The following is a 22,613-nucleotide window of genomic DNA, read 5'->3' on the forward strand; positions in this document are numbered from 1 at the left end:
ACGGGTGTGAACACTGCAAGTCGGCCTCACAACTTACCTGGCCGACCTTGTCGAATCCACTGCTCCGTTAGCGATATTGATAGACGATACCGGGCACAATTTAACGTACTCAATATGCGTAGCTCGTTCTGTAAAAGCTGCATAAATCGCTCTCTGTCATCAGGATCAAGATCAATCATCTGCATGGCAGAATTAATATTCTGACCCTCTGCAACGATTAAGCGAATAGTGGTGTTTAAATCTTCCCGGTGACGAAGTCTAAACGGATCCGGAACGCCCATAGCTTCCAGTGTGACGGCATAGCGTTTGATTGAGCGACGATATAAATGTTCGAACAACTTAACGGCTAAAGTCACGTCACGTTTTTCATAAATCCCCATCATCGCGTAGGCATAGCTTGTGACATCAGCATCAAGAAAGGAGAGTGGAGCACTGTTGTAAATCATAAGCGGAATATTCGCGGCCAGCCTGCTGGTTCTTTTGTTTCCGTCTTCAAAGGGTTGCAGATAAGCGATATTGACCCACAGGAAAAAGGCTGACTCCACAGGATTATTAATCAGCCGTGCTTTTTTGATAATAATGTCGAACATTTCTTGTAACAGGAACGGTGCCTGTAGTGGAGTGTAGGTGGTTCCCGAAATATTCACGATTTTGCGTCTGATCGCTCCCAACTCGTCTGGATTTGACAGTAAATCATGCATCAATAAGGCATGCAGGTTACTGATTACCGGCCCAGTTAATCCAGATTCAGGGACTGCATCGACCAAAAACTCAATGGCCTGTTTATGGTTAAGCAGCATGACGGCATCCAAATCATTCGAAGCCGCGCCACTTTTGAACAGTTCTTCGGTGGCCAGCAATGAATATCGGTTTCCTTCAAGTTGAGAGGATGACCAGGACAAATCAATGAGCAATTGCTCCAGAACTTTTCGCGCGTAGGTACCAGCGGGCTGTTGCCCTACCATTTTTCCTTCATTCATTAAGGCCAGGGCTAGCGTCTGAGGCAGAAGGAACGTTTCGTTCGGAATATAATTGTCCACGAAGCTTCGGTCATACCCGGAAATATCCCTTACTGACAGAGGTAAGTTTAGATATTGATGCAATGATTGAGCTGTAGTGAGGGAAGAGGAATGATATTCAGGGGTCTTCTCCGTCACCGATGAACCGGATTGGGGCAGCTTGTTAATGGGCCCCTGCGCGGTATACCGAGTCCCTCGTCCAACGCCATGCCGGGTAATTTTGTTTTGACCAAGCAAAACCTCGATATGCCGTTTGATCGTAGAACGACCCACACCAAGACGGCCCGCGAGGTCACCGGAACTAAGCGAAGACTCGGCACTTGCGATAGTTGAGAGAATTTGGTGTTGAAGGTTTGAAAGATCATCTGGGGAGGTTGGCTGGATCAAAATCGTATGCCTCTGGGATTAGCTTAAAATCCATAAATCAGAAATCTACCTGGCCCGTGCTTTGCACTCGCTGAAAGCTTAAGACCAGGTAGATTTGTGGCCCATATTGAACGTTAATGGCCCACGGCATCATAATTTATGGCCCACCCCGAACATTTACGGCCCATTATAAATATTTTACAGCCCATTTCACTCATTATCGGCCCAATAAATTAAATTTATGGCCCAATTCTAAGATTTGCGGCCTGAAATCACTTTATTTGATAGCCACTGAGCCGTGACGATTCGCTCTCTCGCGCCAGCTCACTCTCACAAACGTCACCACAAATATCAGGCTATACAGCACCACGATGGTGGGGCCCGGCGCGCTATCCAGGAAGAAGGACGCGAACACGCCGCAAAATCCTGTCAGGATGGCAATTAGCGCCGCCAGCAGCATCACCTGTAAGAACCGCCGCGCCAGTAGCAGAGCGATCGCTCCTGGCGCGATCAGCATGGCGATCGACAAAATCACTCCCACCGACTTCAGCGCGGCAACGATGGTTAGCGCAATTAAACACAGCAGCCCATAATGCATCACATTAGCGTTGATGCCACAGGCGCGCGCCTGTTGTGGGTCAAAGGCATGAAGCAACAGATCGCGCCATTTCACGCTTAGCACCAGCACCACCAGCAGCGCAATGGCGGCGGTTTGTGCGATATCCGCCCAGCCAATACCCAGCATATCGCCGAACAGAATGTGGTCGAGATGGACTTCCGGTTTCAGTTTTAGGTAGAGCACCAGTCCGGCACCAAACATCCCCGAAAACACAATGCCCATCACGGTATCAGGTTTGATGCGGCTGTTCTGGCTGATAAAGCCGGTGGCGAGTGCGCACAGCATGCCCGCGATAAAAGCGCCAATCGCGAAAGGAAAACCGATCCACCACGCCAGCACCACGCCGGGAAATACCGCGTGACTCATGGCATCGCCGAGCAGTGACCAGCCTTTTAACACTAAAAATGCGGACAGCATGGCGCACGGCAGCGACAAAATCAGCGTGATGATCAGCGCCATATTCATAAATTCGAATTCGAAAGGACTCAGCAGTATTTCAATCATTGAGGTTGACCTCCTGCGCCAGACGAGCGCGTCGCCGTGCCGCCAGCACGCCGTGTTTAGGCGCAAAGACGAACGCCAGCAGGAACACCAGAGTCTGTGCCACCACGATCACGCCGCCAGTGGCACCATCAAGGAAATAGCTGCTCCACGCGCCAAGGAAACTAGTGATGCTGCCGATAGCCACGGCAATCATCAACAAACGCGGGAAGCGGTCGGTGAGCAGATAAGCAGTGGCACCCGGTGTCACCACCAGACAAATCACCATAAAAGCGCCAACGGTTTGTAATGCGGCGACGGTGGAGGCCGCGAGCAGGGTAAAGAACAGGATCTTTAAGCCGGTGGTATTCAGCCCAAGTGAGCGCGCGTGGCTTTCATCAAAGAACGTCACCATCAAATCTTTCCACTTAAGCAGCAATAACGTCAGCGTCACCACGCCGATGGTGCCGAGCTGCCAGATATCGGCGGGCGCCACCGCGAGGATGTTGCCCAGTACGATGGTTTGAATATTGACCGACGTCGGATTGAGTGACACCAGAAAGAGCCCGATGCCGAAGAAGGAGGAGAAGATCAGTCCGATTATCGCGTCCTCCTTCAGGCGCGTGCGCTGGTTAAGGAATAGCATGCTGCCCGCCGCCAGTCCGCCGGAGAGAAAGGCACCGAGTGAGAAGGGCAACCCCAGCATATACGCGCCAGCCACACCCGGCACAATCGAATGGGATAGCGCATCACCAATCAGCGACCAGCCTTTCAGCATCAGAAAACAGGAGAGAAACGCGCAAATCGCCCCGACCAGCGCGGCGATCCACATCGCGTTCAGCATATATTGATAGCCAAATGGCTCAATAATCCACGACATGATCCGCCCCCGAGCGTGCGGCAATCTGCTGTAATAACGCGGCATTGCGCTGCTGAACTTCACCATCGAAAGTACGCGCCAGATTGGCGGCGGTGAAAGTATCGCGCAACAAGCCGCTGGCCAGCACGGTGTTTTTCACCAGTACGCAACGGTCGCAGTAATCAGGAATGGTGTTGAGGTCGTGCGTGGAGACCAGCATGGTGCGGCCCTCATCGCGCAGCTCCTGCAACAGGGCGATGATCGCCGCTTCAGTTTTGACATCGACGCCGGTGAAAGGCTCATCCAGCAGGATGATTTGCCCACTCTGCGCCAGCGCACGTGCCAGGAAGACACGTTTTTTCTGCCCGCCGGAGAGTTCACCAATCTGACGATGACGAAAGTCCTGCATCCCGACGCGTGCCAGCGCCTCATCCACGCTGCGTTTGTCCTCCGCACGCGGGATACGCAGCATATTCATATAGCCGTAGCGGCCCATCATCACCACATCTTCCACCAGCACCGGGAAGCTCCAGTCCACTTCTTCGGATTGCGGCACATAGGAGACGATATTGTGTTTCAGCGCACGCTTCGCGGGCATGTCGACCAGCGTGACCTGACCCGTCGAAAGCGGCACAAAGCCCATAATCGCCTTAAACAGTGTGGATTTCCCGGAGCCGTTGACGCCCACCAGCGCGGCGATGCTGCCCGCTGGCATGGAGAAAGATGCCTGACGCAGCGCAGTGTGACCGTTGCGGTAGGTGACGCTAACATCCTGCACATTTAGGGTCATTTTTGGCTCCCGGCGGTGATGCCTTTGGCTACGGTATCGGTGGTCACGCGCAGCAGATCAAGGTAGGTCGGAACCGGCCCGTCACTGTTGCTGAGAGAGTCAACATACAGCACGCCGCCGTAGTGAATTCCCGCTTCACGCGCGACCTGTTGGGCCGGTTTGGCGGAGATGGTGCTTTCGCTAAAGATGGTCGGAATATTTTGAGTTCTGACTGCATCGATCACTTTGCGCACCTGTTGCGGTGTGCCTTGCTGATCGGCATTGATCGGCCAGAGATAAAGTTCTTTCAGACCCAAATCACGTGCCAGATAGGAAAAAGCGCCCTCACTGGTCACCAGCCAGCGCTGGTTTTCCGGCAGTTTTTCAATCTCCGCGCGCATCGGCGCCAGGGTTTGCTGGATTTGCGTTTTATAGCGATCCGCATTGGCCTGATAAACGGCGGCATTGGCAGGATCGTATTTTTGCAGTGCTTTACGGATGTTATCGACGTAAATCAGCGCATTGTCTGGTGACATCCAGGCATGTGGGTTGGGTTTGCCGTTGTAGGGTCCCTCGGTAATACCTAAGGGTTCAATGCCCTCGGTCACTGTGACTTGCGGCACGCCTTTCAGGCGCTGATAGAAGCGGCTAAACCACAGTTCCAGATTAAAACCGTTTACCAGGATTAAATCGGCACCCTGCGCGCGACGAATATCGCCGGGGGTTGGTTGGTATTCATGTATCTCCGCACCGGGCTTGGTGATGGATGTCACTTCGGCGGCATCACCTGCGACGTTCTTTGCCATGTCTGCGATCACCGTGAAAGTAGTGACCACTTTGAGTTTGTCGGCAGCAAACGCCGAAGTGCTCATCGCGAGCGTAAGCATCACAACCGATACAACGTGCCTGATCAACATAGTCATCCCCTGAGAAGTATAGCCTGTGCTATACATTATAGTGAATGCTATGAATGTGAAGTGTTTTTGTACACCTTTTGCTGTTTACGACAAAAATTTACGTAAGTTGAAGTTGCAGAGGAGAGTAATGAAAGTGGCTTATGCGATTTTCGAAATAACGTAGAACATATTGTTCTTAAGGGCAGGGAGGTATTATTGAGAGCAAGAACACTTCACCACGAATAATGAAGTGTTCCTGAGAGGGAATTAATCGATCGACAAATTATGAATCGCCAGCGCAGCACGCGCGGCCTCTTTGCCTTTCTTAATAAAATGTTCGTTATAGAAGTTTTCCAGCACATCGACCGGCTGGAAATTGTGCGGCGTCAGTGAGACAGAGAACACTGGCACATTGGTGGTCAGCTGAACGTTCATCAGGCCATCAACCACGGCTGCAGCAACGAAATCGTGACGATAGATACCGCCATCCACCACCAGCGCAGCCGCTACGATCGCGTCGTATTTGCCGGTTTCCGCTAAGCGTTTTGCCAGCAGCGGCATTTCAAATGCGCCCGGCACTTCCAGCACTTTTAATTCAGCTTCAACGTTCTGTGCTTTTAATTCTTGCTCAAAACCCACCAAAGCATTGTGCACAATCTCTTTGTGCCAACCGGCTTTAATAAAGGCAATTCTAATATTTTTCATAATGAGTCCAACATCACCTGTAATTTCTTTGCGCTTGAAAAGTAGCAATAATGCCTTTGTATACCATATGTTACGTTTTCGATCCAGAACGTGCACGTAGCGATAAATGCCATGCGATGACGTGATGGCTATCTGCGGCAATCCGTGCTTGACGGCGACCTGCGCCTGCAATACAAATAGACGCGTCGGGGGAGTCTCGCCAAAGAGACTGAGAGGCTAAAAGCGCAATGCGCGGCTTAGCGACCCTTTGAACCTGACCCAGTTGATACTGGCGTAGGAAGACTGACAGCACCGCTCCGGTGTTGTCTGGCGCAGAGGATCGCTCGCGCCCTTTCCCTCCTCCTGTATCTGCGGGTCTCAGTCAACACTGAGAGGCCGATGTGAATTCCCTTTATATCCCGGATAACCTGCTGTGAGTCGCTGGACGGTATTAGGCTGCGGCGTGGCGGGTCTGTGCGTGGCGACGTTGCTGGCTGAACGCGGCGAAGAAGTCGACATCATTGGCGACGAGTCTCGCCAGCCCGCGTCGTGGTTTGCTGGCGGCATGCTTGCACCCTGGTGCGAATCCGAAAGTGCACCGCAGGAAGTGATCTCTCTTGGGCAGCATGCTGCGGCCTGGTGGCAACAGCGTGTCAGCAGCGTGGCACATCAGGGAACGCTGGTGGTGGCACCGCCGCGCGATAGCCAGGAACTTAACCGTTTTGCGCGCATGACCGAACAGCACCAATGGGTCGATCCCGGTGAGCTTGAACCTCTGCTGGCCGGGCGTTTTGCGCGCGGGCTGTTTTTTGCCGAGGAGGCGCATCTCGACCCGCGCCTGGCGCTCACCGAAATGCGTGAAAAGCTGTTACAGCGCGGTGTGCATTTCGATGCACAACACCCTTCGGGTCGGGTGATTGATTGTCGTGGCATGCATGCCAAAGCCGACCTTTCGCGTCTGCGTGCGGTGCGTGGCGAGATGGTGATTCTGCACAGCGAAGAGGTGCAGTTCTCGCGTCCGATTCGTCTGTTGCATCCGCGCTTTCCGTGCTATCTGGTGCCGCGCTGTAACGGCCATTTCATGCTCGGCGCCACCATGGTGGAAAGCGACGATGCCAGCCCGATTAGCGCGCGCGCCATGATGGAACTGCTCAGCGCGGCCTACGCTATTCATCCTGCTCTGGCGGAAGCCCGCGTAGTCGAAAGCGGCAGCGGTTTACGTCCTGCTTATCCGGCCAACCTGCCAGAAATCCATTATCAAAACGACACTTATTATCTTAACGGCATGTATCGCCACGGTTTTCTGCTGGCGCCAATGATGGCAGAACAGCTGATGCAGCGCCTTTTCGGGGAACAATCCTATGAATATTCAGCTTAACGGCCGGGCGATCCGCACTGAGGCCAGCACGCTCAGCGAATTGCTGATCGAGCAGCAAATTGATGCCGCCTGCGTTGCCAGCGCTTTCAACGGCAACTTTGTGCCTAAAAGTCAGTACAGCAGCCAGCAGCTGGAAGAGGGCTGTCAGTTGGAAGTCTTGTCCCCGATGCAGGGAGGTTGAAACATGTTTTACGATTTCACTCCCCAGTCACGTTTTCTGCTTGGCACCGCGGGCTATCCATCACCGGCGATTCTGCAACAGGCCATTGCCGCCTCTGGCACGGAAATCATCACCGTCAGTTTGCGTCGTGAAGGCGCGGCGGGTGCGGCTTTTCGCGAGCTGCTGACCGGGCTGGACATTCGCGTGCTACCGAATACCGCAGGCTGCCACACGGTGAAAGAGGCGGTGACCACCGCGCAGATGGCGCGCGAGCTGTTTAATACCTCGTGGATCAAACTGGAGGTAATTGGTCATGCCGACACGCTCCAACCCGATCCTTTTGCGCTGGTTGAAGCGGCACGCATCCTGTGTGCGGATGGTTTTCAGGTCTTCCCGTACACCACCGAAGATTTGATCGTCGGTGAGAAGCTGCTGGAAGCCGGTTGTGAACTGCTGATGCCGTGGGGCGCACCCATCGGCTCCGGGCAGGGCCTGCGCAACATTGAAGGATTACGCGCGATGCGGGCATGGTTCAGCGACATCCCGTTGATAATTGATGCAGGCATCGGTGCGCCATCACAGGCCGCACAGGCGATGGAGATGGGCTTCGATGGCATCCTGCTCAATACCGCCGTGGCGAAAGCCGGCGATCCGGTTGGCATGGCGAACGGTTTCCGTCTGGCGATTGAAGCGGGACAGGCCGCACGCAGTGCTGGTTTGATGGAGAAGCGCGATATGGCGGCAGCGTCCACGCCGATCTTCGGTCTGGCGAGTCTGAGTTAAGGAGCCATCATGGATCGCTATCAACGGCAAATGATGCTGCCGGAAATCGGAGCCGAGGGTCAGCAAAAGCTGGCGGATGCGCGCGTCCTGGTGGTGGGGGCAGGCGGGTTGGGCGCTACATTACTGCCGCAGCTGGTTGGCGCAGGCGTCGGTTTTATCCGCCTGTGTGACGACGATGAAGTGGCCTTACACAATCTTCATCGCCAGACGCTGTTTACGATGCTGGACATCGGTCACAGCAAGGCAGCACGTGCGCAACAGGCGCTGTTGCAACGTAATCCCGAGGTGCAGATAGAGGTGGTGCCACGGGCTATCGGCGCCCGCGATCTGCCGCACCTCCTCACGGATATCGATCTGGTGATTGATGCCGCTGATAACTTCGCGGTGACCTATCAACTCTCCGACGCCTGTCTGGCAACGCAGATTCCTTTGATCAGTGCATCAGTATTAGGTCGTCAGGGCTACGTCGGTGGCTTCTGCGGCAGCGCGCCGAGCTATCGGGCACTGTTTCCACGCTTACCCGCCTCCGCAGCCAACTGCAACACCGCAGGCGTGATGGGACCGGCAGTGGCGACTTTGGGTGCAATGCAGGCTCAGATGGCACTCAGCCTGCTGTTGGATCTGCAACCTTCACCCCTCGGCAGTGTGATCAACTGTGACTTCATCAACTGGCATATGCGCGCATTTCGTTTTGACGGCGCGGAAGAGCCAGAAAACAGCGTGCCCTTTATCGATGAGCAACTGCTGACGAAAGATGATTGCATTGTCGAGTTGCGCAGTGTGGAAGAAGCCCCCGTCAGCGTAGCGAACATCGTCGAACGCATTCTGCCGCACGCGATAGCCGATTGGCAGCCGCCACAGGACCGGCGCATCGTGCTGGTGTGTGCCAGCGGCATTCGCGCGGCGCAGGCGGCCTCGGTGCTAACAGAACGAGGGTTTACCCGTCTGGCGATGTTGGCGGCACGACGACCATGAATCCGATCTGTTTTAACGACATCACCTTTAGCTGGGGCGAACAGGCGCTGTGCCAGCAACTCAATCTGCAACTGCGCGGCGGTAAAACCACGGTGCTATTAGGGCGTAGCGGCATTGGGAAAAGCACCTTATTGCGGCTGGTGGCGGGTTTGCTGCAGCCGCAACAGGGCGATATCAGCGGGTTGCCGGGCAAAGTGGCGTGGATGGGGCAACAGGATCTGTTGTATCCGTGGCTGACGGTGCTGGAAAACGTGATGCTTTCCGCTCGGCTCAACGGTGAAAAACCGGACCGCGCGCGTGCGTTGGCGCTGCTTGAGCAGGTGAAGCTGAGTGAGGTGGCGCAAGCCTCACCGGATAAGCTTTCAGGCGGGATGCGGCAGCGTGTGGCACTGGCACGTACACTGTATGCCCAACGCGAAGTGGTGCTGATGGATGAGCCCTTCGCCACGCTGGATGTGATGACCAAACTCAGTCTGCAAACCCTGACTGCCACGCTGCTCAAGGGCAAAACGGTGCTGCTGGTTACGCACGATCCGCTCGAAGCCTGCCGTATGGCCGATGACATCGTGCTGTTGCATGGCCAGCCGTTAGCGGTTGAAAGCTGGCCGGTGCCTGCGGGTGATGCTCCCCGATCCCTTGATGATCCTCGCCTGCTACAGGCGCAGGGCGAACTCTTTTCCCGACTGAATCAAGATGAAAAAACTGTTTAGCGCGATCTATCTGATCGCGGTGCTGCTGTGTGGCTGGCTGCTGGCGCGGCACCATGGCGTGCCTGACTTTTTGCTGCCTTCGCCACTGGCGGTGTTGGAGGCATTATGGCTGCATCGCCAGCTGCTGGCGCATCACGCGCTGTTTACCCTGGCAGAGATTGTGCTGGCGCTGCTGCTGGGCGTTGGGACGGGCGTGACGCTGGCGGTCCTGATGGCAGGCAGCCAGACGCTGCGTCGCGTGCTGTTTCCGCTCGTGACCGCCAGCCAGGCGATTCCGGTGTTTGCGCTGGCGCCACTGCTGGTGTTGTGGCTGGGATTTGGCATCGCCTCCAAGGTGGTAGTCGCGGCGTTAATCGTTTTCTTCCCGCTGTGTCTGTCGCTATTTGATGGCCTGTGCCGTACGCCCTCCGGCTGGCTGGAACTGGCGGGTACGCTGAATCCTTCACGTGCGCGGATTTTCTGGCACGTGCGCTGGCCCGCAGCGCTCCCGCAGTTCTTTTCCGGTTTGCAGATGGCGGTGGTGCTGGCCCCGATTGGGGTGGTGATTGGCGAATGGGTCGGTGCCAGCGAAGGGCTGGGCTATCTGATGATGCAATCCAACGCCCGGCTGGAAACGGCCACCAGCTTTGCTGCTTTGTTGCTGTTATTGATGCTGGCGCTGCTGCTCTCCGGCGGCGTCGCATTGCTGCGTAAAAAATTCCTCTGGCACTCAACATAAGGACGTCCCTTGAACACCCTACGTAACGCGATTACCGCTTTGCTGCTGCTGGCGACCACCAGCGCGCACGCCGAACAAAAAGTTCGCCTGCTGCTCGACTGGTTTGTGAACCCTAACCATGCAGCCATTTTTGCCGCGCAGTACAGCGGCGCTTTCAAGAAGGAAGGGCTGGATGTCGAGATGATCGCCCCGGCTGATTCGGCGTCGGTGCCGCTGCTGCTGGCGGCAGGCAAGGCCGATCTGGCAATCAGCTACCAGCCACAGCTTTACACGCTGGTGGAGAAGGATGTTCCGGTGATCCGCGTGGGTACGCTGATTGGACAACCGCTGAATACGCTGACCACTGTGTCAGGCGATATCCATTCGCTCAAGGATTTAGCCGGCAAAACGCTGGGTTATGCGGTGCCAGGATCGGAAGATGTGGCGATCCGCAATATGCTGAAATCGCAGGGCGTGGATGTCAATTCGGTGAAATTAATCAGCCTGAATATGGATTCCACTTCGGCGCTGCTGACGCACAAAATCGATGGCGCGATGACCATTTTCCGCAATTACGAGCTGATCGATCTCCAGGATAAGGGCGCGAAGCCCGTCGTGTTTAAACCTGAAGATTATGGTGTGCCCGCTTATGATGAGCTGATCATTCTGGCGAACAACAAGAGCGCCGCCCAGGACAAGCGTATTCCGGCATTCTTACGCGGTCTGGACGCGGGTGTGGTGTGGTTGCGTGCGCATCCGGAAGAAGCCTGGAAGGCGTTTATTAAGCAGTATCCTGAGCTGAACACCAAACTCAATCATCAGGCATGGGAAGCGACATTGCCGCTGTTTGATGGGCACAGCGCCACCTTTGATAAAGCAAGGTATCAGGCGTTTGGTGAATATATGAAAGCCAACGGGCTGATCAAAGATGTGGCGCCGATGACACGTTATTCTTTGGAGCAGTAACCGGTGTGCGGGCTGGCTAATTCGCTGGCCCGCAATACACTTTCACCTTCCATCCTTTATGCTCTAACCTGCAGAACGCAGAACGCAGAACGCAGAACGCAGAACGCAGAACGCAGAACGCAGAACGCAGAACGCAGAACACAGAACGCAGAACGCAGAACGCAGAACGCAACCACTGGCCCATTCGGCACGACCACTAAATCTTCATCCGTACTTCAGTATTAAAATTCACCATTCACCATTCACCATTCACCATTCACCATTCACCATTCACCATTCACCAATCACCAATCACCAATCACCAATCACCAACCCTCAACCACTCCTCACCAACTTTCCTCAGCCCCTGGCCGCCAAATCCTCTTGCACCCCATCCTTATTTTGATAATGATATCCATTCTCAATTATCAAGTGATGGATAACCTGATGCGTCTGCCCGTTCTGGCTTTTTTCTTTTGCTTCATTTCCGTGTTCAACCTTGCCACCGCAGCTGAAGCCTCAGCCAGCTGGCCTCGAACAATACCCACTCCGCAAGGCCCGTTCACCTTACTGCAGCCTCCCCAGCGCATTGTTTCCACCAGTGTGACGTTGAGCGGCACCTTACTGGCGATTAACGCGCCGCTGATTGGGTCTGGCGCCACCAGTCGCAACAGCAGTGTGTCCGATGCCCAGGGCTTCTTTACCCAGTGGGGGGAGGTCGCCAAAGCACGTCACGTCAAGCCGCTCTATGTTTCCCAGCCCAACGCGGAAGCGATAGCCGCGGAGGCACCAGACCTGATCGTTATCGCGGCGACCGGTGGGGACTCTGCGCTGAAACTCTACGATCAGCTGAAAACCATCGCGCCCGTGCTGGTGGTTGATTACGGCGATAAGAGCTGGCAGGCGCTGGCGTTGCAGCTTGGCAATATCACCGGTCACGAAGCAGAGGCGAAACAGGCAATCGCGCAGTTTGACCAACGCGTCGAGACACTGCGCAGCAAAATTACCCTGCCGCCACAGCCCACCTCGGCGATTGTCTATTACGAAGATGGGCGGGGCATGAATGTGTGGACGCCGGCTTCGGCACAGGGAGAGTTGCTGAAAGCGTTGGGCTTCACGCTGGCGATGCCGCCTGCCAACTTGCAGGGCAGTACCAGCATGGGCAAACGCAACGACATCATCCAACTCAATGGCGAAACGATGGCGGATGGCGTCACTGGCAATACGCTGTTGCTGTTCGCCGCCGATGAAAAAACGGTGCCGCAGGTAGCGAAGAATCCTTTCCTCGCGCATTTACCCGCTGTGCAGCATCACGACATTTTTGCCATGGGTAACGATACTTTCCGCCTCGATTACTACAGTGCCAGCAATATGCTCAGCAGCATTGAACGGCAGTTCGTACACTAATCGGCAGCAATATACTCAGCAGTATTGAGCGGCAGTTCGCACACTAATCGGCAGCATTATACTCAGCAGTATTGAGCGGCAGTTTGCACACTAATCGGCAGCATTATACTCAGCAGTATAGAACGGCAGTTTGTGCACTAAGCAGCGGCTTGCTCAGTGGCCGGTGGTTCATGATGCAGCTGTGCCGTGCGCAAACCGCGTGCGGCCAGCGCGACCAGCAGCAGTAAACCCGCGGCCACGCCGCCGAACCACAGCACGCTGTTGAGCGCGCTCAATGCGCGTGCTAACGCGCCGAGTCCTAATGCGCCCAGCGAATCGCCACTCACATCCTGCGCGGTGCCCAGGCTGTTGACCCGACCCAACAGGGCATCTGGCGTATGATGTTGGATCAGGATGAATTGCAGCAGGGAAGCGATGGCATTGCTGTAGCCATAAGCCACCAATGCCAGCAACGCCGGAATCAGTTGGCTATACAGCCCCAAAGAAGCGATGCAACCAAAGGCAGCCAGTGCACTCACCAGCAACACCAGGCCTGGTCGTGACAACTGTCGCACCCAGCCGCTGGTGAATGCGCCGATCATCGCACCCAACGGCACGGCGGAATACATCAGCCCGAGCGCCGAAGCATCAACCTGCCACGTTTGCGCCAGTGCCGGGAACAGGATGCGCACCGCGCCCACCATACTCAGCAGCAAGCCGACCAGTACGGCGGCACCCACCACATTATGTCGGCAGACAAACTGAATGCCGCTGGCGAGCGCGCGCAGTGGGTGTTCAGGTTCCTGCTGTTCCGGTTTCATCGCGGGCAGCCGTACCAGCGGGATCAGCGTCGCCAGCGTGCCGAGGGCGGCCACGGCAAACGCCCAGCCAACTCCTGCCGCCACGATAATCATGCCACCCAGCGCCGGAGACAGGATCGCACCCAGCCGCACGGTTAACATGCTTAACGCACCGGCCTCCGCCAGATGCTCGCGTCCTACAATCAGCGGAATCACCGCCATCAGCGCCGTCATGCCCAGTGCACCAAAAAATCCGTCCCAGAAGGCGAGGAAATAGAGCGCCCACAATGAAGGGGCAGGACTAAACGCGTTCAGGCTCAGCAACACAAAACCGATACCACAGGTGCCACGCGCAAACAGGATCAGCTTGCGGCGATCATAACGATCCGCCAGCACGCCCCCGAGCAGCAGGCCAATAAACATGCCGATGCCATCCAGCATCACGGCCACGCCGACCTGCAAGGTCGAGCCGGTCATGGCCTGAATCTGGATCGGCACGCCCACTGCCAGCATGCCCAGCGCAAATACGGATAGCATGCGGGCGCAGAAGATAGCGCGAAACGCGGCGTTGTTTTTCAGCAGGCTGAAATCAAGAAAAATTGAAGGCTTAGCCATAAATATCCATTGTTAAAACGAGCAGGGGCGCACATCAGTGCGCCCACATTAAGTGGCCAAAGGCCGGGTGTTATGAGCGACTCTCAGATAACAAACGATTGATCAGCGGACCCAGCACTTTCAGCGAGGTGGCAGACAAAATGTCAGCGTGCTCGCAATCCAGCGGCCAGATTTCCAGGTCTGAAACAAACGGTTTCCAGGTCGCCGGCACATCCATGTCGGCAGGCAGGGTTTTCTCCGCCATAAACAGCGTGGCTTTACCGGCATAACGCGGCGTACGCGCTTCCGCCAGCCGTGCGACTGCGTCCTTGTAGTTGGCGACGATGGTGCTAAACATCGCGGCTTTCTCGGCACGTAACAGGGGATCGCGCTCATCTTCAGTAGCAGCCATAAACTCGGCCTGTTCCCGCGCCACTTCCTGCTCCGCCTCTTCAGCATCGGGCGTGCGCCAGTCCTGTCCTTCGGCCGGGTAAGTATCCAGCAGACCAAGGAAGGCCACGCTTTCGCCATTGGCCTGCAGACGCGACGCAATGCCTTGTGCCAGCGTGCCGCCCAACGAGTAGCCCAGCAGGAAATAAGGCCCATGCGGCTGCTGCTCGCGAATCACAGCCAGATGGCGATCGCACATGGCTTCTAGACTTGTACAGGCTGCGATAACACCCGCCGGGCGCGGTGATTGCAGCCCCACAATCGGGAAATCGCCGTCGAGATAGTGCAGCAGCGCGCTGTACTGCCAGGCGAACCCTGATGCCGGATGGATGCAGAACAGCGTCGGCCCCTGACCGGCACGCAGTGGCAGCAGTTCCCCGTTGCCGCTGCTGTCGCTGGCATCGCCTGACAACAGCGCTGCCAGTTTCTCCACGCTGCGTGCGGCGATGATCTGCCCGACACTTACTGGCTGCGCTACACGGCGGCGCATTTCTGCTGCCAGTCGCATCGCCAGCAGGGAATGACCGCCCAATGCAAAGAAATCATCGTCGGCATACACCTGCTCACATCCCAGTAGCTGCTGGAACAGTTCTGCCAGCATCTGCTCGTGAGGCGTTTCCGGCAGACGGCCAGCCTGCGTGCTGCGTTGCGGCAACGGCAACGCTTTACGATCCAGTTTGCCGTTAGCGCTGAGGGGCAAATCGTCCAGCAGCAAATAGCTCACCGGCTGCATGTGGGCGGGCAGGCGAGTGCTCAACTGCTGTTTTACCTGTTCGATGTCCAGTGCCACGCCAGGCTGAGCCACCAGCCAGCCGAGCAGCTGGCGATTATCGACGCCCGCCGCCGCCTGTTGTGTCAAATTGCGCGCAGCCACGACTGCCTGCGCCACGCCCGGCAATGCCACCAGCGCCTGCTCAATTTCACCCGGTTCGATACGTTGTCCGCGCATCTTTAACTGATCGTCGCTGCGCCCCAGATACTCTACGGCGCCATCCTCACGCCAGCAGGCGATATCACCGGTGCGGTACATACGTTCGCCATCAGCAAACGGAGCGGCAATAAAGCGCTGCGCGGTAAGATCGGCGCGATGCAAATAGCCATCTGCCAGCTGGATGCCGCTGAGATAGAGATCGCCCGGCACGCCGACTGGCACCGGGCGCAGCAGGTTATCGAGGATATGCAGTTGGGTGTTCCACACCGGACGACCAATCGGCACGCCGGGGCCATTCAGGCCTTCGAGCGCGCTACCGCTGGCGGGTTGCCATGTGACATCCACGGCGGCTTCGGTCGGGCCGTACAGATTATGCAGCGGAGCGGCGATCACCTGCTGATAGCTGCGCGCCAGATCGCAGGCCAGCGCTTCTCCGCTGCAAAATACGCGGCGCAGTGAAGCGCAGGCGCGATCGGTTTGCGCACTGACATGCCCGACAAAGGCGGCCAGCATCGACGGAACGAAGTGTAGGGTGGTGACCTGGTAATCGTCAATCAACTGCCACAACGCCTGTGGATCGCGATGGGCATCCGGCGGCGCCATCATCAGCTGTGCGCCGGTCATCAATGGCCAGAAGAACTCCCATACCGAAACATCAAAGCTGCACGGTGTTTTCTGCAACACCACGTCGTCGCTACGCAATGGATAGCTGGCTTGCATCCAGCGCAAGCGGTTAACGATGGCGCGCTGATTGACCACCACACCTTTTGGCTTGCCGGTCGAACCTGAGGTGTAAAGCACATAAGCCGGTCGCTGCGCGTCAGGTTTAGGCAACGTATTACGCGCCACACTCTGCTCACTGGCAAGGCGATCGAACATCATCAGAGTGCCAAAGCCAGCAAAACGATTTTCCAGCGCCGACTCGGTGATCACCACCCACGGTCGTGCATCGTCCACCATGTACGCCAGACGTTCATCGGGATAGCCAATGTCCAGCGGTAACCAGGCTGCGCCCGCCTGCAAGATGGCAGTGAGGGCAATACTCAGACGAACCGAACGCGGCAAGGCAACGGCTACGATATCGCCTGGCATCACGCCCGCTTCGATCAGTCGATCGGCCAGCAATGTGGCCTGACGCTGCATCTCGCGGTAGCTGAGCTGATGCTCAACATCACACAGCGCCAGCGCGTCCGGTGTGCGTGCGGCTTGCTGGGCGATGGCTTGTTGTAGGGTTTCATTTTCCAGCTGCACGCCGGTGTTATTCACCCACTCGAGCAGCGATTGCTCGGCGAGGGTTTGCAAACGCCACTGCGTTAACGGCAGATCCGGTGTGGTCACCAGCTGCTGTAACAGCAGCAACAGGCGTTCAGCCAGACGCTCGGCATCGGTGACGCAGGCGCGGTATTCCATTAATAGCGTCAACTGTTCACCCGGCAGCACCAGCAGCGTTAACGGGTAGTGGGTATAGCCGCGGTTGTGGATCGCGTCGCAGCGCACCTTCGCGTTGGCGTCGAGTAATGTCTGATTATCAGGGTAGTTCTCCACCACCAGCAGGGTATCAAATAGCGTACTCGCACCCGCCAGCTGTTGGATTTCAGCCAGTCCAAGGCAATCCTGCTCAATCAGCTGGATCTGATGATTTTGGTGCGCGGCTAACTGCTCCAGCAACGGGCGTTGAGTATCAAACCGCACGCGCACCGGCAGCGTGTTACTGAACAGACCGACATGTTGATCGATCCCTTCAATCTGGCCGAAACGACCTGAAACCGGCGCGCCAAATATCACGTCCTGCTGACCACTGGCAATCGACAACATCATGCCCCACAGGCCCTGCATCACGGTGTTGAGGGTCAATCCGCGAGTGCGGCACAGCGCATAGAGTTCGCGCTCCAGCGTGGCGTCCAGCGTAATGCGTTTTTCCTGAACAGCACTCTCGGCGGCATTGGGATACAGCAATGTGGGCCGCACGTCGCGCAGACATTCTTGCCACTGCTGGCGAGACTGATGCTCATCACGCTGGCTAAGCTGGCGCACGATGTCGGCATAATGGGTGCGTTGGGCGGCCAGCGGCTGTTGACGCAATGCGCTAAGTAAATCGTTTAAAATCACCGGCGTTGACCAGCCATCCACCACCAGATGATGCGCATTGAGCAGCAGCGTCCAGCGTGCTTCATGGCGATGTGGGATCAGCGTCGCCTGCAACATCACCGGCTGCCGGAACAGATCCTGTGACAGCGCCTGATGTTCAGTGGCGTCAATATCCTCGACTTTCAGCACCTGTAGCGGCCAATGCAGATCGCCTTCCGGCAGCAACTGCAAGGGTTGCAGACTGAGTTCGCTATCAAACCTGGCGGCGAGCTGCGGATGGCGCTGCAACACCTGGTTGAGCGCCTGCTGCACCGATGCTACCGACACATCACCGCTAAGGGTTAATCGCGTCAGTGAGTTATAGCTGCCTTGCGCGCCACTGGTCTGCGCGTGGAACAGTAATCCTTTCTGCAACGGCAGCAGCGGCAAGACGTGGCTAAACGCCCCGTGACGTGCGCGCAAACGTTGCAGCAGCGCATCATCAACGCCTTCAAGATTGATTTCCGCCGCGACCAGCGTGTTGGCGGCCTGCTGTGGCTGTTGCTCTGCGAAGTGGCAAAGCTGTTGCGCACCCAGAGCGATGGCCTGATGCAGTTGCTCAATCTGATCGGCATGCAAGACGCCCTCCGCCCAGCTCCAGTTCAGCGCCAGCTGCTGGTCATCAACAAACACGTTGAGTTCCAGTGCGTGCTGTAACGGCATAGCATCGTCCTGGATCACCGCAAAAGTGTCGCGGAACTGCTGCGCGGTCCGCTGGGGCTGCCAGTGGCCGGCGGATTGGGTAAAGCGGCCAAGATAGTTAAACAGCACCTGTGGCGCATGGTCGGTGGACAGTTTCGCCAGGGTGATGCCGCGATGGGCATCCAGCCAGCGCAGCTGGCCATAACCGATGCCACGATCCGGCACGGCACGCAGCGCGGATTTCACCGCGCGCACGCTGTCATTGAGGTCGGCCGAAGCAGGCAGGGCGAGCAGCAGAGGAAACTCCGCTGTCAGCCAGCCCACCGTGCGCGCCAGATCCTGATGATCGTGCAACTCGGCACGGCCGTGTGACTCCAGCGTCACGCGTTGTAACGCACTGCCGTTCATGCTGCGCAGCGCCAGTGAGAGCAGCGTCAGCAGTAACTCTTCGCTGGTGGCACGGAATTGCTGCGGCAGGGTATGTAGCAAGGCAGAGCTGGTGGCCACATCCAGCAGGGTGCGCTGATGCAAGACACGCTCGCTGCTAGTTAAGGCACGCTCACCCAGCGCCGGCAGCGGCTGTTCCAGCATGCGTTGCCAGAACGGCATTTCGCTGGCGCGTGATGCCAGGTTAGCCAGCAGCGTAGCGGACCAGTCATGCAGCGAGGTCTCTTCGGCAGGCAACGTGATCGGTGTACCGCTTAGCAGTGCATCACCGGCCTGTTGCAGTTCATCCAGTAATACTCGCCATGACACGCCATCCACCACCAGATGGTGCAGCGTTAACACTAATCCGCAGCTTGCCCCTTGTGTCTGAAGCAGGGTTGCCTGTAGCAATGATCCTGTCGCCGGATCGAGGCGTGCTGCATCGTCACGGAAGGCCAGATCGGCGGCCTGGTCACGTGCTGACACTTCGATAACACGACAACGTGCAGGACGCGCAGGCAGCGGTTCGCCCACCACCAACAGTGTATTACGCGTGAAAGCGTTGAGCGCCGGATGCGCGCTGGCGAGCTGCTCAATCAATTGTTCCAGCTGCGAAAGTTGCAGCTCAGGTGGCACCGATAGCAGCACGCCGTGAGCGAAGCGCGCGTTAATGCCCGCCTGCGCATGGAACCAGTGCAGAATCGGCAGACCACCAATCGCGCCCTTTTGCGACACGCGGGCATGTTGAGTGTGTTGCGTTAGAGGGGCGAGATCTTGCGCCATACGTGCGGCGGTGCGTTCGGCAAAAATGTCACGTGGGCGAAGCATATAACCAGCGCGGCGAGCGGCGGTGCTGAGGCCCATTGCCGAAATACTGTCACCACCGAGTGAGAAGAAGTCATCTTCTGCGCCGACGCTCTCCAGCCCGAGCAGGCTGGCCATCGCCTGACAAATCAACGCTTCCTGCGGGGTGCGCGCCGCGCGGCTTTGCTGTTGCTGAGCCTGATGAGGTTTCGGCAGAGCCTGGCGGTCTATTTTGCCATTCACATTCAGTGGTAGGTCATCCAGCACCATCAGCACGGCTGGCAGCATATAGTCCGGCAACTGGCTACCCAACTGCGCCAGCAAGCGGTTGCTGAGTTGCGGATCGGCGCGCAGGACATCATCCTGCACTGAGCAGTAACCAATCAGACGGTGCGTGGCGCCCATCACTTCGGCAATCACCACTGCGGTACTGACTTCGGGCAGCGCCACCAGCGCGTTTTCAATTTCACCCAGTTCGACGCGGAACCCGCGCACTTTGATCTGGTGATCCACGCGTCCGATAAACGCCAGTTGACCATCCTGACGCCAGCGCATCACATCGCCGCTGCGATACATCACCTCGCCTTCGCGGAAGGGGTTAGCCACAAAGCGGGCGGCTGTCAGATCCGGGCGGCGCAGATACCCGCGCGCGATGCCGGTTCCGGAAATATAGAGTTCGCCGGTGCAGCCAATCGGCACCGGACGCAACTGGCTGTCGAGCAGATAAACCTGGCTGTTGCCCACCGGGCGACCAATCACCGGCTGCGGGGAAGCCAGCACGCTGGCACCGAGGGTATCAATGGTGTACTCAGACGGGCCGTAGTAATTGTGGATTTCCATCTGCTGCTGTTGCTGCATCAGTCTCCACAACGTCGGCGTGGCCGCTTCACCGCCAATCATGACAAACGCAGGGCGGTGGTTTTCCGCTTCCAGTAATCCGCTGTCGATCATCTGAGAGAAGAATGACGGCGTGATGTCCAGCAGATCGACCGGCACCGCGTTCATCTGCTGAATCAAACCCCAGGCATCGCGACGTAGCTCTTCGTCGAAGATATTCAGCTCGCAGCCCATCAGCATGCAGAACAGCGGTTCCCACGAAGAGTCGAATGAGAACGACGCGGTATGACCGGCGCGCATGCGGCGCGGGTTACTGGCGTGGAAGCGGTCAATCGCCGGTCCAAACAGATGTTCGCGATGTGACAGGAACAGATTCAGCAATCCCTGGTGCGTGCTCATTACCCCTTTTGGCCGGCCGGTTGAACCGGAGGTATAAATCATGTAGGCGAGATCGTCACCGCACAGCAGGGTGCTCGGTATGCTGGTCGGCTGTGCCGCCAGTTCGCTCTCCAGCTGATCGATGCACAGCGCGGGAAGGGCCGGCATCTGCGCCAGTGTCGTGGAGTGAGTCAGCAATAATGCGGGTTGCGCATCGTCGCACATCAGTGCCAGACGTTCACGTGGATAGTCGAGGTCTAGCGGCATGTAGGCCGCGCCGCTCGCCAGCACACCAAAGATGGCGACCAGCGAATCCACCGAGCGCGGAATACCGATCGCCACCACGTCCTCTGCTTGTAAGCCACGCGCCATCAAGGCATGTGCCAGTTGCATGGCGCGGTCGGTCAGCTGGCGATACGTCAGTGACTGTGTGCCGCAGACGACTGCCGTCAGGTCAGCGCTTTGTGCCGTGCGTTGCAGCAGCATATCCACGATGGTGGTCGCCCCCGCAGGCGGGATAAATTCTGGGCCAGTGGACCAGCGCTGTAAATCAGCCTGTTCGTCCGGAGCAATGATCGAAAGCGTATCGAGGGTGGATTGTGGTTCTGCAGCGAACTGCATGAGAAGATGACGAATGCGATCGGCGTGACGCTGTAACATTTGCGCGTCGTAGCGCGTCGGGTTAGCCACCAGCGTTAACTGCAATGCGCCATCACGGAAGCCCACTTCAAACTCGATATCGTCAACCGGGCCCATGGCTAAGGTGTGGGTCGCCGCCGGAATGCCATCGAATCGCAGATCATCATGGTAGACCTTGACGTTAATCACCGGCCCGTAAAGCTGTTGGCTGCTGCCGACCAAACCCAGATCGCGACGCAGTTGTTCAGCTTCGTAGCGCTGATGACGGCGGGCTTTGCGGATTTCCGCCTGCACCTGCTGCACCAGCGCGGTTAAGTCTGTCTGTTGAGGAATATCGAAAATCAGCGGCAGCACGTTGACCACCGGCCCCAACGTCGTCAGTGCCGCTGAGCCCATGCGGCGCATAAACGGAAAGCCAATCGCTAAGCGCGAGTTGTCGCTAATGCGCGCCAGATAAGCCACCAGAAGGGCACTGACAATATCGCCTTCGCTGCAATCCTGGAACGCCACGTGCTGGCGCAACGTTGTCAACTCCGGCAGCGCGACGTGGCAGCTGATCGGACGATCGCCAGCATCCGTTACGCTTTCACTGGAGAGCGTTAAAGTTTCGGGCAGGTCAGCCGCATAGGTCTGCCAGTGGCTGGCGGAACGGGAAAAAGCCGGGGATGCCTGCCACTGCTGATACTCATCAATCACCTCGCTAAACGGCGTGAAGGGTGAAAGCGAGGGTTCGTCGCCACGGCACAGTTCGGCATAGATGGCCGCCACGCGCTGCGTCAGTGCTTCGAAACTGAAACCATCAACCAGCAGATGGTGATAACGCTGGTACCACCACCAGTTGCCATCACCCACGCGCATTAATACGTGGCGATAGAGCGGTTTATCACCGTCGGCCGCCAGTTCGGCGCGCAGATCGGTCTGCATCAATTTATGCGCCTGACCGGTGGCGTCCGCGCGCTGGCTGAAGTCATGCCACTCCGGCAGCACCAGTGCCTGCGCGCCAAACCATTGCGCGGGATTCCCGTTTTCATCGAGGCCAAAGCGTGCCTGCACCGTATCGGCTTCCGCCATCGTCTGGCGGATGGCGCTGTCCAGGGCGGCGCGGTTGATGTCGCCGTGCAGCACGCTGTAGTGCGCCACGGTAAATTGATTGCGCTGCTGCGCAATAGCGTCAGCGATCCAGATGCCGGGCTGAGCCGCCACCAAAGGATACGCAGGTGAATGCGTGATTAACGATGCCAAAGGAATGTTCCCGTCTA

16 protein-coding genes and 1 riboswitch are annotated in these 22,613 nt (G+C 57.2%); of the genes, 8 read left to right on the forward strand and 8 right to left on the reverse strand.

The annotated features are described in order from the left end of the window. Window positions 1-26: 26 nt before the first annotated feature. The 6 genes from FD744_RS01870 to FD744_RS01895 all read right to left on the reverse strand — a co-directional run bounded on the left by FD744_RS01870 (window position 27) and on the right by FD744_RS01895 (window position 5,713). The gene (locus FD744_RS01870; protein WP_202403360.1) at window positions 27-1,406 is read right to left on the reverse strand and encodes a Fic family protein; all 1,380 of its coding nucleotides are present in this window, start codon (window positions 1,404-1,406) and stop codon (window positions 27-29) included. A gap of 256 nt (window positions 1,407-1,662) precedes the next feature. Further along, window positions 1,663-2,508: a metal ABC transporter permease gene (locus FD744_RS01875; protein WP_160867076.1), complete on the reverse strand. Its 846-nt coding sequence runs from the start codon at window positions 2,506-2,508 to the stop codon at window positions 1,663-1,665. After that, window positions 2,501-3,364, reverse strand: coding sequence for an iron/manganese ABC transporter permease subunit SitC (gene sitC, locus FD744_RS01880; protein ID WP_034830381.1), 864 nt, complete (start codon window positions 3,362-3,364; stop codon window positions 2,501-2,503). Before sitC ends, FD744_RS01875 begins: the two co-directional genes overlap by 8 nt. Continuing rightward, the gene (locus FD744_RS01885) at window positions 3,348-4,133 is read right to left on the reverse strand and encodes a manganese/iron ABC transporter ATP-binding protein (protein WP_160867077.1); all 786 of its coding nucleotides are present in this window, start codon (window positions 4,131-4,133) and stop codon (window positions 3,348-3,350) included. Before FD744_RS01885 ends, sitC begins: the two co-directional genes overlap by 17 nt. Beyond that, the gene (locus FD744_RS01890) at window positions 4,130-4,999 is read right to left on the reverse strand and encodes a metal ABC transporter substrate-binding protein (protein ID WP_373424349.1); all 870 of its coding nucleotides are present in this window, start codon (window positions 4,997-4,999) and stop codon (window positions 4,130-4,132) included. The genes FD744_RS01885 and FD744_RS01890 overlap by 4 nt, the downstream gene beginning before the upstream one ends. 276 nt (window positions 5,000-5,275) lie before the next feature. After that, window positions 5,276-5,713 carry a 6,7-dimethyl-8-ribityllumazine synthase gene (locus FD744_RS01895; RefSeq protein ID WP_160867079.1) on the reverse strand — a complete coding sequence of 146 codons (438 nt, stop codon included), beginning with the start codon at window positions 5,711-5,713 and terminating at the stop codon, window positions 5,276-5,278. A gap of 177 nt (window positions 5,714-5,890) precedes the next feature. Further along, window positions 5,891-6,010: riboswitch (TPP riboswitch) on the forward strand. Between the two features lie 115 nt (window positions 6,011-6,125). Here FD744_RS01895 and FD744_RS01900 point away from each other — a divergent pair. From FD744_RS01900 to fepB, 8 genes are all read left to right on the forward strand, one after another. Then, window positions 6,126-7,070: an FAD-dependent oxidoreductase gene (locus FD744_RS01900; RefSeq protein ID WP_160867080.1), complete on the forward strand. Its 945-nt coding sequence runs from the start codon at window positions 6,126-6,128 to the stop codon at window positions 7,068-7,070. Then, window positions 7,054-7,251, forward strand: a complete 198-nt coding sequence (thiS, locus tag FD744_RS01905) for a sulfur carrier protein ThiS (protein WP_034830370.1) — start codon at window positions 7,054-7,056, stop codon at window positions 7,249-7,251. Before FD744_RS01900 ends, thiS begins: the two co-directional genes overlap by 17 nt. Window positions 7,252-7,254: 3 nt before the next feature. Beyond that, entirely contained in the window at window positions 7,255-8,013 is a 759-nt protein-coding gene (locus tag FD744_RS01910; RefSeq protein ID WP_160867081.1) for a thiazole synthase, read from the forward strand. Between the two features lie 9 nt (window positions 8,014-8,022). Further along, window positions 8,023-8,988, forward strand: a complete 966-nt coding sequence (locus tag FD744_RS01915; protein WP_160867082.1) for a HesA/MoeB/ThiF family protein — start codon at window positions 8,023-8,025, stop codon at window positions 8,986-8,988. Continuing rightward, window positions 8,985-9,698: an ABC transporter ATP-binding protein gene (locus tag FD744_RS01920; RefSeq protein WP_160867083.1), complete on the forward strand. Its 714-nt coding sequence runs from the start codon at window positions 8,985-8,987 to the stop codon at window positions 9,696-9,698. The genes FD744_RS01915 and FD744_RS01920 overlap by 4 nt, the downstream gene beginning before the upstream one ends. After that, window positions 9,682-10,416 (forward strand): ABC transporter permease, encoded by a 735-nt coding sequence (locus FD744_RS01925; RefSeq protein WP_160867084.1) that lies wholly within the window; start codon window positions 9,682-9,684, stop codon window positions 10,414-10,416. Before FD744_RS01920 ends, FD744_RS01925 begins: the two co-directional genes overlap by 17 nt. 9 nt (window positions 10,417-10,425) lie before the next feature. After that, on the forward strand, window positions 10,426-11,361 hold the full coding sequence (locus FD744_RS01930; protein WP_160867085.1) for an ABC transporter substrate-binding protein: 936 nt from the start codon (window positions 10,426-10,428) through the stop codon (window positions 11,359-11,361). 426 nt (window positions 11,362-11,787) lie between these two features. Continuing rightward, entirely contained in the window at window positions 11,788-12,747 is a 960-nt protein-coding gene (fepB, locus tag FD744_RS01935; protein WP_237449313.1) for a Fe2+-enterobactin ABC transporter substrate-binding protein, read from the forward strand. 137 nt (window positions 12,748-12,884) lie between these two features. On the opposite strand, the gene entS is transcribed toward fepB, so the two are convergent. Beyond that, entirely contained in the window at window positions 12,885-14,141 is a 1,257-nt protein-coding gene (gene entS / locus FD744_RS01940; RefSeq protein ID WP_160867087.1) for an enterobactin transporter EntS, read from the reverse strand. Between the two features lie 70 nt (window positions 14,142-14,211). Further along, window positions 14,212-22,596 carry a non-ribosomal peptide synthetase gene (locus FD744_RS01945; RefSeq protein WP_160867088.1) on the reverse strand — a complete coding sequence of 2,795 codons (8,385 nt, stop codon included), beginning with the start codon at window positions 22,594-22,596 and terminating at the stop codon, window positions 14,212-14,214. Between the last annotated feature and the right edge of the window lie 17 nt (window positions 22,597-22,613).

It is taken from the genome of Pantoea sp. Taur (assembly GCF_009830025.1).
Taxonomy (GTDB): domain Bacteria; phylum Pseudomonadota; class Gammaproteobacteria; order Enterobacterales; family Enterobacteriaceae; genus Pantoea; species Pantoea communis.